The organism is Bradyrhizobium sp. AZCC 1578 (genome assembly GCF_036924675.1).
GTDB lineage: Bacteria > Pseudomonadota > Alphaproteobacteria > Rhizobiales > Xanthobacteraceae > Bradyrhizobium.
Window position 1 is genome coordinate 2,837,752 of the sequence record NZ_JAZHRZ010000001.1, and the last position, 14,038, is coordinate 2,851,789.

14 protein-coding genes are annotated in these 14,038 nt (G+C 62.3%); 7 read left to right on the forward strand and 7 right to left on the reverse strand.

Annotation, left to right across the window (positions count from 1 at the left end; genetic code table 11):
- Positions 1 to 26: 26 nt before the first annotated feature.
- From V1290_RS13625 to V1290_RS13645, 5 genes are all read right to left on the reverse strand, one after another.
- Positions 27 to 1,100: an ABC transporter ATP-binding protein gene (locus V1290_RS13625; RefSeq protein ID WP_334364879.1), complete on the reverse strand. Its 1,074-nt coding sequence runs from the start codon at positions 1,098 to 1,100 to the stop codon at positions 27 to 29.
- Between the two features lie 5 nt (positions 1,101 to 1,105).
- Positions 1,106 to 2,110 (reverse strand): alcohol dehydrogenase catalytic domain-containing protein, encoded by a 1,005-nt coding sequence (locus V1290_RS13630; protein WP_334364880.1) that lies wholly within the window; start codon positions 2,108 to 2,110, stop codon positions 1,106 to 1,108.
- Positions 2,111 to 2,117: 7 nt separating this feature from the next.
- Positions 2,118 to 2,945, reverse strand: a complete 828-nt coding sequence (locus tag V1290_RS13635) for a carbohydrate ABC transporter permease (RefSeq protein ID WP_334364881.1) — start codon at positions 2,943 to 2,945, stop codon at positions 2,118 to 2,120.
- Positions 2,946 to 2,954: 9 nt separating this feature from the next.
- Positions 2,955 to 3,842 carry a carbohydrate ABC transporter permease gene (locus tag V1290_RS13640; RefSeq protein WP_334364882.1) on the reverse strand — a complete coding sequence of 296 codons (888 nt, stop codon included), beginning with the start codon at positions 3,840 to 3,842 and terminating at the stop codon, positions 2,955 to 2,957.
- 74 nt (positions 3,843 to 3,916) lie between these two features.
- Entirely contained in the window at positions 3,917 to 5,218 is a 1,302-nt protein-coding gene (locus V1290_RS13645; RefSeq protein ID WP_334364883.1) for an ABC transporter substrate-binding protein, read from the reverse strand.
- A 198-nt stretch (positions 5,219 to 5,416) separates the two neighbouring features.
- Between V1290_RS13645 and V1290_RS13650 the strand changes: the two genes are divergently transcribed.
- From V1290_RS13650 to V1290_RS13675, 6 genes are all read left to right on the forward strand, one after another.
- Positions 5,417 to 6,445, forward strand: coding sequence for a LacI family DNA-binding transcriptional regulator (locus V1290_RS13650; protein ID WP_035728164.1), 1,029 nt, complete (start codon positions 5,417 to 5,419; stop codon positions 6,443 to 6,445).
- 14 nt (positions 6,446 to 6,459) lie between these two features.
- Positions 6,460 to 7,194: an SDR family NAD(P)-dependent oxidoreductase gene (locus V1290_RS13655; protein ID WP_334364884.1), complete on the forward strand. Its 735-nt coding sequence runs from the start codon at positions 6,460 to 6,462 to the stop codon at positions 7,192 to 7,194.
- Between the two features lie 135 nt (positions 7,195 to 7,329).
- Positions 7,330 to 7,551, forward strand: coding sequence for a hypothetical protein (locus V1290_RS13660; RefSeq protein ID WP_213251868.1), 222 nt, complete (start codon positions 7,330 to 7,332; stop codon positions 7,549 to 7,551).
- Positions 7,552 to 7,850: 299 nt separating this feature from the next.
- Entirely contained in the window at positions 7,851 to 8,873 is a 1,023-nt protein-coding gene (locus V1290_RS13665) for a YeiH family protein (RefSeq protein ID WP_442894172.1), read from the forward strand.
- A 237-nt stretch (positions 8,874 to 9,110) separates the two neighbouring features.
- Positions 9,111 to 9,248, forward strand: a complete 138-nt coding sequence (locus tag V1290_RS13670; protein WP_334364886.1) for a hypothetical protein — start codon at positions 9,111 to 9,113, stop codon at positions 9,246 to 9,248.
- A 77-nt stretch (positions 9,249 to 9,325) separates the two neighbouring features.
- Complete coding sequence (locus V1290_RS13675) at positions 9,326 to 10,126, forward strand: methyltransferase domain-containing protein (protein ID WP_334364887.1); 801 nt, start codon at positions 9,326 to 9,328, stop codon at positions 10,124 to 10,126.
- A 76-nt stretch (positions 10,127 to 10,202) separates the two neighbouring features.
- Here V1290_RS13675 and V1290_RS13680 read toward each other — a convergent pair whose 3' ends face one another.
- Together V1290_RS13680 and V1290_RS13685 are read right to left on the reverse strand one after the other, a co-directional pair.
- The gene (locus V1290_RS13680) at positions 10,203 to 10,781 is read right to left on the reverse strand and encodes a hypothetical protein (protein WP_334364888.1); all 579 of its coding nucleotides are present in this window, start codon (positions 10,779 to 10,781) and stop codon (positions 10,203 to 10,205) included.
- A gap of 115 nt (positions 10,782 to 10,896) precedes the next feature.
- On the reverse strand, positions 10,897 to 11,052 hold the full coding sequence (locus tag V1290_RS13685; RefSeq protein ID WP_334364890.1) for a hypothetical protein: 156 nt from the start codon (positions 11,050 to 11,052) through the stop codon (positions 10,897 to 10,899).
- A gap of 114 nt (positions 11,053 to 11,166) precedes the next feature.
- Here V1290_RS13685 and V1290_RS13690 point away from each other — a divergent pair, with 114 nt between their 5' ends.
- Positions 11,167 to 14,031 carry a penicillin-binding protein 1A gene (locus V1290_RS13690; protein WP_334364891.1) on the forward strand — a complete coding sequence of 955 codons (2,865 nt, stop codon included), beginning with the start codon at positions 11,167 to 11,169 and terminating at the stop codon, positions 14,029 to 14,031.
- Positions 14,032 to 14,038 lie beyond the last annotated feature (7 nt).

The following is a 14,038-nucleotide window of genomic DNA, read 5'->3' on the forward strand; positions in this document are numbered from 1 at the left end:
CCGCGTCGCGGGATTGGCGTGCTCGTTCACCGCAGCACCTGGCCATTGCTGCCATCGAACAGATGCGCCCTGCCGGGCTGCGGACGCAGGTTAAGACGATCGCCGACCTTCGGCCGCAGCGAGGGATCGACCCGCGCGATCGCCGATGCGCCGGCCAGATCGAAATGAATCAGCGTGTCCGAGCCAAGCGGCTCGACCAGCCTCACCGTCACCGCCACGGCTCCGGCAGCATCTGCCGTCACCGAAAAATGCTCGGGACGGATTCCGAATACGCCATGGCCGGCCTTGCGCAATAGATCGCAGCTCTTCGCGTCGAGCGGCGCGTCAGCGCCATCCTGCGAAAAGACGATCTGCTCTCCGCGTAGTTCGACCGGAAAGAAATTCATCGCCGGCGAACCAATGAAGCCGGCGACGAACTGATTGGACGGCCGCTCATAGACCGCTTCCGGGGTGTCATATTGCTGAACCGTGCCGCTCTGCATCACCACGATCCGGTCAGCCATGGTCATGGCTTCGATCTGGTCGTGCGTGACGAAGACCATCGTGGTCTTAAGCTGTTGCGACAGCGCCTTGATTTCGGCGCGCACCTGCCCGCGCAATTTGGCGTCGAGGTTGGATAGCGGCTCGTCGAACAGAAAGGCCTTTGGATTGCGCACGATCGCGCGACCCATCGCCACACGTTGCCGCTGGCCGCCAGACAATTCCTTCGGCTTGCGGTCGAGATAGGGCTCGATGTGCAGCAAGGCCGCCGCGCGCTTGACCCGCGCATCGATCTCGGCCTTCGGCGTACCGCGCAGCTCGAGCGCAAAGGACATGTTCTCGTAAACCCGCATGTGCGGATAGAGCGCGTAATCCTGGAACACCATGGCGATATCGCGCTGGGCGGCCGGAACGCCGTTGACGCGATTGTCTCCGATAAAGAGCTCGCCGGAGCTGATCGGTTCAAGACCGGCGATGATCCGCAGCAAGGTCGACTTGCCGCATCCGGACGGGCCGACGAAAACGACAAACTCGTGGTCCGCAATCTCGAGATTGAGATCGGGAATGACGGTGAAGTTGCCGTAGCGCTTGACGAGATTGCGGATCGAAATCGAGGCCATGACCGCTAGCCCAGCGCCAGCACGGGCTTGATCAATTCACCCTGGGCGAATCGCGCAAAATTCTCCGGCAGTGCCGAGAGGCCGAATTCGCCGTCGACCAGGACGCGATATTCCTCCTTGTATTGGCGCAGCAAGGCCACGTTAGGCTCGAAATCGCTGATCGGGAAGTAGAACGTGCGGATCATGTAGAAATCCTTGCGCCGGAACACCTTGCCTTCCTCGATCGTCCAGGGCGCGGCGTTCTCACCGACCAGCACCAGTGCTCCGCGCGGCAAGACGAGCTCGATGCCGAGATTACGGGCCGCGTGCGCGCCCGAACATTCCATGATCAGCGCGAAGCGCCTCGACGTATCACCGACCGGGTGCGCCTTTGCGTCGAAGGACTGCGCGATCTTGAGGCGCGCCGCATTGGGATCGGCGACATGAATGTCGCGATAGCCGAGACTGCGGAGCGCCAGCACCACGCCGAGCCCAACCGGCCCGGCGCCCATCACCAGAACCGGCCCCGCCTCTTGCGGCGGCACAATACGGCTGACGAAACGCACGGCATGACCGGACGTGCCGATCACGTCGAGCAGAAGCGGCGCCAGGCTGTCTTCGATGTCGTCAGGTACCGGCAGCAGGCAATTTTCCGGGACCGGCACGTATTCGGCATAACCGCCCGGTCTGTTCCAGCCGATCAGGCTCGATATCTCCAGGCACATCTGCGTATCGCCGCGTTGGCAGGCCGCACAGCGGTCGCAATGCAGCGGGATGTAGACGGCGCAACGTTTGCCGTGCATGGGATGGCCGGGCTGCTCGACCACACCGAAGATCTCATGGCCGGCGGTAAACTCGGCGCCCTTGTGCCAGAGCTTGAAATCGGAGCCGCACAGCGCGGTTCGCGAGACTCGCACCAGCACCTCGCCGATCGCCACCTCCGGCATTGCGATGCGCTCGATGGTGATGCGGCCGCCGCCGTGGAACACGGCAGCCTGCATGATCGAATTCGGTAGCGGAACGACGTTCATCCAATCCCTAGCCTTTCACTGCGCCAAGCGTCAGTCCGGATACCAGCCAGCGCTGAACCAGCGCGGCCAGAATCAGCGGCGGTAGCGCGATCAGCGTCGCGGCGGCCATCAACGCGCCCCATTGCGTCGATCCCTCGCCGATGAAATTGAATGCGGCTGCAATCAGCGTCTTGCTGTCGCCGTTCGAGAGCACCAGCGCAAACAGGAAGTAGTTCCAGGAAAACACGAAGGCCAGGATGGATGCCACCGCGACGCCAGAGGCGACCAGCGGCAGCGCGATCCGCCAGAGGATGCGCGTGACGCTGCAACCATCGACCTGTGCTGCCTCAAAGACGCTGCGCGGGATGCCGTCGAACGACGGTAGCAGCACCCATATGACGATCGGAAGCGTGATGACGGCATGGCTCAGGATGAGCGCGGTGTAGGAGCCGATCATGCCGACCTGGCGGAACATCACGTACCATGGCAGCAGGAACAGCGTTCCGGGCGCCATACGCGCCGCCAGCGTCAGTATCGCCGGCCATGAAATGCGCGTCCACGATACGGCAAACGCTGCGGGAATTCCGAACAACAGGCCAAGGGCGGTTGAGCCGATGGTGACGATCAGGCTGTTGATCGCGTAGCTCAGGAAGGGTGTGGTCTTCGTAAGCTGCGAATAGTTCTCGAGCGTCGGCGCGAATATCAGGGTCGGCGGATAGGCCGTCACCTCGAATGACGGCTTCAGCGAGGACAGCACCATCCAGAGCGTCGGCGTCAGCACGATGATGCCCGCGACCACGAGCTGAAGCAGGTTGAGGCGACGGATCCAGGCATCGGTGATCGGTGCATCGGTCATGACTTCACCTCACCAGGCCACCGCGCCACGCAGGCGGTTGAATGCCAGCACCGCGCCGAACACGATCGCGGTCAACGTCAACATCAGCGCGCTCGCATAGCCAATGTTGAAGAACTCGAAGCCGACCCGGAAGCCGTAGATGTTGAGCGTGTTCGACGTGTTGCCGGGGCCCCCTTGGGTCGTGATGTAGATGATGTCGAAGAAGCGCAGCAGATCGACGCTGCGCAGGATCGTTGCTGTGACGATCGTCGGCAACAGCAGCGGCAACGTGATACGCTGGAACGTCTTGAACGCCGAGGCGCCATCGATTTGCGCCGCCTCGTAAACGCTCGGCGGCAGCGACTGCAGACCGCCGAGCACGATCAGCGCGACATAGGGCGTCCACTGCCAGGTGTCGATCAGCGCAACCGTCGGGATCACCCAGACCGGCGATGCCAGCCACTCCGACGGCGGCAAACCCAGGGATTGCAGGACGTAGTTGGCGGCGCCGAGCGACGGATCAAGGATGACCAGCCACATCATGCCGGCGACCACCGGCGGCATCATGAACGGCGAGATGAAGAGCGAGCGTACGATGCCCGGAAGGCGTTTGGCGTGAAAAAGAACCAGCGCCAGCCATACACCGAACACGAGTTGCAGCACCAGCGAGAGGACATAGAGCGCAATCGTCACCCATAGTCCGTGCCAGAATTCGGCATCGGCGAGCAGCCTTGAGTAGTTCGCCAGCCCAACAAACGACTGCTTGCCGGTGGAGGAAAAGCTGTGCAGCCCGAGCCAGACCGTATAGACGACCGGGAACGCAATCATCGCAACGGTGAAGATCACCGCCGGCGCCGAAAGTGCGGCCAGCTCTAACCTCTGCCGATCTTCAGTAAATGTAGCGGCAGCCTCGGACATGCCTGCATGTTTTCCCGGATTAAACCTGGAACGGAAAGGCGTCGACCGCGGCAATGCCGTCGACGCTTCATGCACTACTTCTGTGCGATCAGGACATCGAGCGCCTTGTCGGCGTCGGCGCAGGCCTGATCGACGGTCTTTTGCTTGAGGATCAGATCCTGCACGGCCTGACCAATGAATTCGCGCGACTCCGGATTGGCAACAATGGGATAGCCGACCTCAGACGAGCCTTTCGCAGCCAGGACATCGAGGGCGGCCTGCCATTGCTTGCGCACCGGCTCTTCCTCAATCCACTTGCGATACGCGGGATCGTTGGCAACAGCAGAGCGCGGTGGCGCAATCCCCTGCAGCGCCATGCGCTTTTGAATTTCCGGGCTCGTTGCCCATTGTACGAAATACCAGGCAGCCTCGGGCTGTTTGCTGTGGGCGGAGACGGCCATGCCCCAGCCGATCGCTGTCGGGACCTGGCCCGCATCGCCGGCCGGGAACGGAACAAGCGCCGTGTCCTTAAGCCGCTCGCCGCCATCCATCACGGTGCGCAGCTCGTTCGAGGATTCGAACGACATCGCCGCGCGGCCGCTGCGATAGAGCGCCGAGATCTGCTGGAAGCTGTAATTGACGACGCCGGGCGGTCCGTAATCCCTGAGCAGGCCGCTATAGGTCTCGAGCGCTTCCTTGCCCTTGGCCGAGCAGAGGTTGGATTTGCCGTTGGCGATGTAGTTGCCGCCGATGTTGTGCAGCATGTTGCTGAAGGTATAGGCGATCGCAGGCTTCAGGCCGCGCGAGACGAATGGCGTGATATTGGCGTCGCACGCCTTCAGCTTCTTCGCCGCCGGCTCGATGTCCTTGATGGTTGCGGGCGGTTCGACGCCGCATTTCTTCAGAATGTCAGTCCGATAATAGAGGATCGGCCCTTCGATATTCATCGGCATGCTGGTGAGCTTGCCGTCGAAGGTCCCCGCCTTCAATAGAGCCTGGCTGAGGCCTGCATAGTCGTAGTCGCCGGCAACCGCGCCCTTGGTCATGGGCGTCAGATCGGCGTACCAGCCGGCAGCAGCGAATTGCGGGCCTTCGCGCGACGGCAAGGACATGAACACGTCGACCTCGTCGCTGCGTGCGTTCATCACGGTCACCAGGCGCTGGCGCATCTGCTGCTCCTGGTAGGCGTCGACCTTCAGCGTGATGCCGGTGAGCTTCTCGAAGTCGGCCTTGTGCGTCAGCAGCGCCTGCGCCACCGGATTGTTGTTGGCGAGGAAGGTAACGGTCTTGCCCTGGAATTTCTTCCAGTCGAAATCAGCGGCGCAGGCCACCGAGGCAGCATTACCGGCCGCGACAAGAGCAAGCGCAAGGCGCGCCGCAAAGGCTTTGGCTTTCATCGATCTCCTCCCTGATGGGGCTGACGCCCTCGTTTCCGGCTCAACCGGATTTCTTGAAAACGGTTACATACTAGGCCGATGAAATTGGCTGTCAAGTTTGCGCAAAATACAACTTGTAAGGCAAATACCGGTGGACTTCCCATCTACTATCCGCCATCCTTGCATTTGTAACGTTACATTCTGCCGACTGACGTGGTGATGGAAAGATCCGCAAAGCAGGGAATTCGCGCGGTGGCGGCCGAGGCTGGCGTGTCGACTGCCTCGGTATCGCGCGCCCTCAACAACCCGGACTCGGTCAGCGCGCCGCTGCGGGCGCGCATCGCGCGCGCCGTCGAGACGGTCGGCTATATTCCGCACGCACCGGCACGCGAGTTGTCGTCGCGCCGGTCGCGCACGCTCGGCGCGATCGTCCCGACGATCGACAACACCATGTTCGCGCGCGGCATCGCCTCCCTGCAGAAATATCTCTCTTCCGTCGGCTACATGCTGTTCCTGACTACGAGCGGCTACGACCTCGACGCTGAACTGGAGCAGGCGCGCAACCTCGTCAGCCGCGGCGTCGACGGCCTCGTGCTGCGCGGCGACTGCCATCACGACGGCTTGCGCAAGATGCTTGCCGACTATTCCGTGCCCTTCATCAATGTCGGCATCTATCGTCCCGACCGGCCCTATCCCTGTGTCGGCACCGACAATGAAGCCGCCGCGCACCGTGCGGCCTTGCATGTGATCGAACTCGGCCATCGGCGAATCGGAATCGTCTCCGCACTCCAGCGCAACAACGATCGGGCGAGCGCCCGCGTCGCCGGCTTTCGCCGCGCGATGGCCGAACACGGCATCAAGATGCCCCCGCAATGGCATGTCGAGGTGCCCTATACGCTGGACGATGCGCGCGAAGCCGCCCGCTACCTGCTTGGCCTCAAGGACCGACCGACGGCGGTGGTCTGCGGCAATGACGTTATCGCCTATGGCGTGCTGCTGGAGGCCGAACGCAGCGGATTTTCGGTGCCCGACGATCTGTCGGTGGTCGGCTTCGACGATCTCGACTGGAGCCGGCATTTGCGCCCCAGCCTCACGACCATCCATGTACCGACCGGAGATACCTGGCAGCGCGCCGGCGAGTATCTCGTGCGTCATCTCGCGGGCGAGCAGACCATCATGCATCACGAAGTCGACTATTCGCTGATCGTCCGGGAGTCCACTGCATCGCCGACGCGATCATCCAAATAGCAAGGAACAATCCGATGAACGCACCCTTCGCGCTGGCTCCTGGATTCCACGCCGTTGTGATTGGCGGCGCGGGCGACATCGGCGCTGCCATTGCCAATCTGTTCTGCGATCTCGGCGCGACGGTAACCGCCACCGGCGTCGACGAGGCCGATATCGCGCGCACCGTGCTACGGCCCCGGCCGGGATTGCAGTTGGCTCCCCTCGATATCACCAATGATGAAGCAGTCGCATCGTTTGCAGGCCGACAGGCACGCGTCGATGCGCTGGTCAACTGCGCCGGTATATTGGCGCGCGACAAGGAATTTGAGATCGAGACCTTTACAAAGGTGCTCGATGTCAACCTCGTCGGCACGTTCCGCACCTGCATGGCCTTTCGGGCCGCGCTTGCCGGCACCAAAGGCTCGATCGTGAACATCGCATCGATGAACGCAACGCTCGCGCTGCCGCGCATTCCCGCCTACTGCGCCAGCAAGGGCGGCGTCGTCATGCTGACCAAGGCGCTGGCACTGGCCTGGGCGGAAGAAGGCATCCGCGTCAACGCGGTCGCGCCGGGCTACATCGAGACGGCGATCAATGCAGCAGGACGATCCGATCGCGCGCACTACCAGCGCATTGCCGATCGTACGGCGTTCAAAAGGTGGGGACAGCCGGAGGACATCGCCGGTGCGGTTGCATTTCTTTGCATGCCGGCGTCGCAATATGCGACCGGCACGGTTGTCGCCGTTGATGGCGGATTTCTCGCGGGCTGAGGGCGATAGAAGAAAACCCTAGCCCGGGGCTGCAGCGGAAAACGAGCTTCCACGCCGCTGCCACAAAAGGCATTCCTCTACCCTTGCTTCCGCGGAGCTATTGGCGACATTAGCCTTAGCGAAACGGAAGCTACCATGAGCCAGCCCGCATTCGATCCCTTTGGAGAGCCGGTCCCGGCGGTCGATCCTTCGACCGCGCCGGTCGGCGCGTCCAAATGGCTGAAGTCAGCCGGCATAGGCCTATTCTGGGGGCTTGTCGGCGTCATCGTGCTGGCGCGCGCGGTCTATTTCGAACCGGGCGATCTCAGCTTCGAGCGCGCCGTCGCGTGGGCGCAGGGCTTGCTCGCCTCGCTTTAATATCTTGCCGGCATGCGCTGTTGGGTTGCCCCGACGTCCCGATCCAATGATCCGTTCGAACGCGACCGCGGCAGGATTACCTCGAACCGCCCAAATTGATCTGATCGCCGTTGGTCGCCACCGGGACGATGGCCACGCCGACGCCTGCAAATGCAGGTTGAGGGATATAACCTCTCTGTATGGGCACAATCCGAAAATGTACTAGCGAGCCCGCGTGGTCCGGCGCATAAATTATTCTCCAAGGAGGATAAGTGCCGCCACCCCAAAGCAGTTCTGACGACGCAAGGCCACGACCCGGCATGCTCGGCCGCGGCATGGCCCTCGTTCCAGGGGTCGCGCTCTGCGGCATCATCACCGCCGTTTCGCTGGGCGCGCAACGCCTCGAAGAGCACGTCTTCGTCCATCCTTACGTCGAGGCACTGGTCATCGCGATCTTGCTCGGAATGGCGATTCGCACCGTCTGGCAACCATCCCAACGCTGGCGTTCCGGCATAGCCTTCAGCGCCAAGCAACTGCTCGAGGTCGCGGTCATGCTGCTCGGTGCGTCCGTCAGCTTTGGCGCGATCGCGGCCTCCGGCTATCTCTTGATCGGCGCAATCGTCGCCACCGTCGCGGTGATGCTCGCGGTGAGCTTCAGCCTCAGCCGCATGCTCGGGCTTCCTACGAAAATGTCGATCCTGATCGCCTGCGGCAATTCGATATGCGGCAACTCGGCAATCGCCGCCGTCGCGCCGGTGATCGGAGCCAATAGCGACGATGTCGCCTCCTCGATCTCCTTCACCGCCATTCTCGGCGTGTTGATGGTGCTGGGCCTGCCGCTCCTGATCCCCTTGCTGGGCCTGTCGGCGACACAATACGGCATCCTGGCGGGCCTCACCGTCTATGCCGTCCCGCAGGTTTTGGCGGCGACGGTGCCCGCGGGCATCATCAGCACGCAAATTGGTACGCTGGTCAAGCTTGTGCGCGTGCTAATGCTGGGGCCGATCGTGGTTGCTCTCTCGCTGGTCGCGGCGCGCCGCCGCAAGCTCCACGCCGATCAAACGAAGGTCGCCGCCATCAGCCCATTCAAGCTGGTGCCCTGGTTTATCATCGGCTTTCTGGTGCTCGCGGCCCTGCGCTCGCTCCAGCTCGTGCCGGATCTTATGGTCGCACCGGTGACGAAGACGGCGGCTGTCCTGACCGTGCTCTCGATGGCTGCGCTTGGCCTTGGCGTCGACGTGCGCGTGCTCTCGACCGTGGGCGGAAGGGTCACCGCCGCCGTTACGCTGTCGCTGCTTCTCTTGCTGGGCCTGAGCATCGGGCTCGTCCATCTATTCCCGTGACCATGTGGCGCGCAGCCCGTCGAAGCCTCAATCGTGGGATTTCCATTTCGGATTGAAACGCAGCGCGCGGCACCGCGGCGTACACGCGACACACGGCAAGTGGCTTGCGAACGATCCCCTCGCCGCCCCGCTGATTCAATCAGAACCGGAAAGGCTCTAGGCAGCCGTCTTAAAACCGAAACCGTCACTGCCAAGATGCTTCTGCAGATGCTCGACCCGGCGCCGAACGAGGGCCGAGTGCCCTTACAGGGAAAGCCGGTGATCCGGGAGCGGAACTCTCCGGAGCTCGATCACGCCATCGTGCTTGCCGATCCCTTCGACTTCCGCGAGGATGTCGAAGCTTGGTCGACAAGCGAACCCGATACCGGGTTGTGAAAGGCCTCCCGGATCAAGGCATCAGCTTGCCCGACCATGAAGCGTTTCACCAGTTTGCTTTTGCGCGAGGTGACACGATGACCTCACCTGTTTCGCAAACCTTGATCGACGCTGCGAGGACCTACGAGGCACTGTTCGTTCCGGCACTCTTTCAGCAATGGGCGCCGATGGTGGCAGATGCTGCCAGAATTGAGCGCGGCGATCGCGTTCTGGACATTGCCTGCGGCACCGGGGTTCTGGCGCGCGAGGCGGCAAGGCGGACCGAAAGCTCAGCTCGTGTCGCCGGACTCGATCCAAACGCAGGAATGCTGGCCGTGGCGCGAAGCCTCGCGCCCGGCATCGACTGGCGCGATGGAGCGGCCGAGGCGCTGCCGTTTCCGGACCGTTCGTTCGATGTCGTTGTGTGTCAATTCGGCCTGATGTTCTTTTCGGATCGCGACAAAGCAGTCCGGGAGATGCTGCGCGTGATGGTGCCTGGCGGCAGGTGCGCGGTCGCAGTTTGGGATGTCATCGAGCACGCCTCCGCATTCGCTGCCCTCGTGGACCTGCTCGATCGCATCGCCGGAAAGCCCGCCGGTGACGCGCTTCGCGCACCGTTTGTGCTGGGTGACAGGCAGGGGCTCACCGTGTTGTTCAAGGGCGCCGGAGCCGGCTTGGTGGATCTCACGACCTGTAACGGCACAGCACGGTTCCCCAACATACGCGAATTCGTAGAGACGGAACTCAGGGGGTGGCTGCCCGTCATGGGAGTTGTGCTGCCGGAGCCGCAGATCGATCGCATCCTGGCAGAGGCGGAAACAATCTTCGCTCGCTATCTCACGGCCGATGGGCTTGCTTTCGGCATATCGGCGCATCTCGCGACCTGCAGACGACCTTAGGTGGCGGAGGTTCGCGACTTGCTTCGATCCCGAGGAAGCAGACCACGTCAGACCAACTCAAGCCAAGTGCAAAACTTCACTCGTCCAATTTCTTGCTCACTTCAGGATCGAGCTTGCTCCGATCGATAGATTGATAGAACGTGATGGGTCTGCATTTTCCCTCGAAATCCGCGAGGACAATGGCTGTCCACGGGCTTGTGTTCTCGCCCGAACCCTCGCGGAGGTCCGGCATGACCTTGCGAGCAGCGATCACATACCACGCGCGACCGGCTGCCGCGGCCTTCGCAGCCGCCGCGAACTCATCCAATATTCCGCGCAGGTTTTTGCGCATTTCTTCTTCACTGTCCCCGCGCAGATATTTTCGAGACGACCTTCCCGCCTCTCCGTATTCATGATGAATGTTCAACTGCAGTCGGGCATCATCCACTTCGATCTTGGTGACCCGTATCACGGCTCCGCCTTCGCGAAGATAGTCTCGCACCCGAACGTCGCAGGCCAAAAATCTATCCGTGGGTGGCTGAGCGACGCTAGCTGAAGGGGCGACCGCGGTCTTCTTTTTTCGAGGAGCAGCATCCGCAGGCATCGTGGCGATGGTGGCGCTGAGGAGCGCCGCGGCAAGCACGACCGGAAAAAAGGCATTAAAAAAGGCATTCATGAGTACGCTGCCAATGCTGAGCTTCTAAAACGCATTGGCTGCAGCGTTGGTTCCGCGGCCCGGAGCGATGCTGAACGGCCGGAGAAGCGGCGGGGCACGCCATCGCATGCTGCGCTCAGCCGTAGATGATCTCTTCGTTGCCGATGCAATCGGCGGCAATGGCTTGGGCCGACCGGATGTTGTCGAGGTAGCTCGAAGGACTAATCCCGACATGCGTATCGCGTGACCGGCGGTACCAGAGGTCCCACTGCTTTTCCTGAATGACCGGCATCTCACCGCGGCCAAAGCGAGCTAGCGGGAACTTTTTCCGCAAAACAGCCTTTGTTTAGTACTGTCCTACAAAAAGGGACCTTACGGAGGCGGTGTTTTTGACCGTCGGCAGGTCATGGACTCGATTCTCATCAAGATCTTCGCCACGGCGCTTGCCTTCAGTCAGGTCACCACCCGGCCGGATGGGGTCAAGACGGAGTTCGATGCGGTGCGCGACCGCTCCGAGGTGGCGCAGCTTTTGAGTGCCGGCTGCGCCCACATGCGCAAGGCTTTCGACATCGAGGACATCAACCTGGACGACCTGATTGCCACTGCCATGGATGACAAGGAGGCGCTGAGCGGCGAGATCAAGGCGCTCAAAGGACTGAATCTGGCCGACCTCCACGTGGCCTACCGGGAGTTCTGCAAAGTCGAAAAAGTGAAAGGATCTCCGGTCGATCTCGGTCAGGTCATCGCTTTCTACAACAGCGCGGCCAGGGATCTGCCCGACGCCGAGCAGCTTAAACAGCTCAGGCTTCCCGGCACCAGCGTAATCCTCGATAACAAGAGCGAGCGCGTCGCCGAGATTTACGCGCCGAACAATCGCCGCATCTGGGTCAAGCTTGCGGATATCCCGGAAGCGGTGCGCAACGCATTCATCGCCGCCGAGGACAAGCGCTTCTTCCAACACAGAGGCCTTGACGAGCGCGGACTGGTCCGCGCCTTCATCGGCAACTTCACGAAGCCGGGCCGGCCGCAGGGCGGCTCGACCATTACGCAGCAGGTCGCCAAGAACCTGCTGGTGGGCAACGACGTCACTTACGAAAGAAAATTGCGGGAAATGATCGTTGCCTCGCGGATGGAGCGCGCCCTGACCAAGGAGGAAATCCTCGAGCTCTATCTCAACTCGATTTATCTCGGTCGCGGAGCCTGGGGCATCGAGATGGCGGCGCGCAGCTATTTCGGCAAACCGGCCAAGGCGCTCTCCGCAGTCGAGGGCGCGCTGCTCGCCGGGCTCGCCAAGGGGCCGAACTACTTCAATCCCGACCACCACCCTGAGCGTGCGCGCGAGCGCCTTACCTACGTGCTGGGCCGCATGCAGGACGACGCCATGATCGACGCCGCCGCGGCGCAAGCGGTATTGCCGCAGCTCGTCGAGTACCGGCCGACGCGGCGGGACTTCGGCTTTCACTTCGTCGATCACGTCGCCCGCGAGGCTAAGGCGGTCGCGGGCCTCGATAATCTCACCAATTCCTCCTACACAGTGCGCTCGACCGTCAACTCGGCCCTGCAGCGCGTAGTCGAAGCGACCTTGCAGGAGGGCCTTGCGCGCTACGAGCTGAACACCGGTCGTTACAAATTTGAGGGACCCGAGGCGAACATTTCCGATGCTGTCCGTCTGAGAGCGGCTGACGTGAGGACCACGGAGCCAGCTTGGCTCGTGGCGTTGAAGACGACGCGACTGCCTCTCTATGACGTTCACTGGCAATCGGCGGTCGTCCTGGAGAATACGCGCGGCAAGCGCGGCCATGCGATCAACATCGGTCTGACTGACGGAAGCATCCTGCCGCTGAACACCTGGAGCGCCGCGATCGGGCGCGGTCTCAAGCCGTACGACGTGGTCTATGTGCAGGTGCGCGAAGCCAAGGGTAAGCAAGCGGCGCGTGCCGATCTGCGCATTCGACCGACCGTACAGGGAGCGGCGCTCGTACTCGGGAACGAAACCGGCCGCATTCTCGCAATGGCGGGCGGCTTTTCGTATCCGGCAAGCCAGCTCAACCGCGTCGTCCAGAGCCTGCGGCAACCCGGCTCGACCCTGAAGCCGCTGACCTACCTCGCCGCCCTCCGGAAGGGATTGCAGCCCAACACGCTGGTGATGGACGAACCTATTACGCTGCCACCGATCGGCGCGACGGGCTACGCGCGCCAGCGCGGTTTCTGGTCGCCGAAGAACTACGAGGGCGGCGCTTCGGGCGCCATTACACTGCGGCGTGCTCTGGAAAACTCCCGGAATCTCGCCACCGCGCAACTGCTCGCGACCGGTCTCGACGACAGCGCCGAGCGAGGCCTCGACCGGGTCTGCGAGATCGCGATGGAGGCGCAGCTTTACAAGGAATGCATGCGCTACTACCCGTTCGTGCTCGGTGCCCAAACTGTGCGGCTCATCGACCTTGCGGCGTTCTATGCAGCGATCGCCAACGAAGGCGCACGGCCCCGGCCCCATGCGATCGAAGCGATCGAACAGGACGGCCGCCCAATCTACCGGCACGATCCGCATGCGGTGGACTGGATCGGCTCCGCCGACCGCGCATCGTTTTACCAGTTGAAATCAATGCTGCAGGGCGTGCTCGCGCGCGGAACCGCGCGCGCGGTGAAGCATCTCTCGCCCTATGTCGGCGGCAAGACTGGTACCACCGATAATTCGGCCGATGCCTGGTTCGTCGGTTTCACAAACGACGTCACCGTCGCCATCTGGGTCGGCTACGACAACAGCGACGGCGGGCGCCGCACCCTTGGGAGCGGCCAGACCGGGGGGAAAGTGGCGCTGCCGATGTTCGAGCCGATCGTGCAGGCAGCCTGGGAGCTACACGCTCCCAAGACGGCGTTGAACGGCCCTTCGCGCGAAGCCATGCGTCAGCTCGCTACTTTGTCGATCGATCCTTATACCGGCGATCCTGCACCGGCCGGCTCCGGGCGCGCTTTCACCGAGTACCTCAAGAGAGATCCGGCGGGCAGAATTGATGATACGCAATTTCGCATCGTCTCGCGTGCAGAAAGCTACACCTATCGCGGCGGTCGTGACGAAGACGACGGGCCATTCCAGCAGTGGTCCTACGGCAACCGCCTTTACGGCGATAACCGGCTACCCTTTCCATTCCCGAACTGGCGTCTTGGTCCGCGCGAATATCCCTCCTGGCGCGGATATCCCGATGACGAGGACCGCCTCCCGCGACCGCCGCTCCGAGTCGATCCCGATTACTTCTGGCGGCGGCTGAATTGAGCATTGA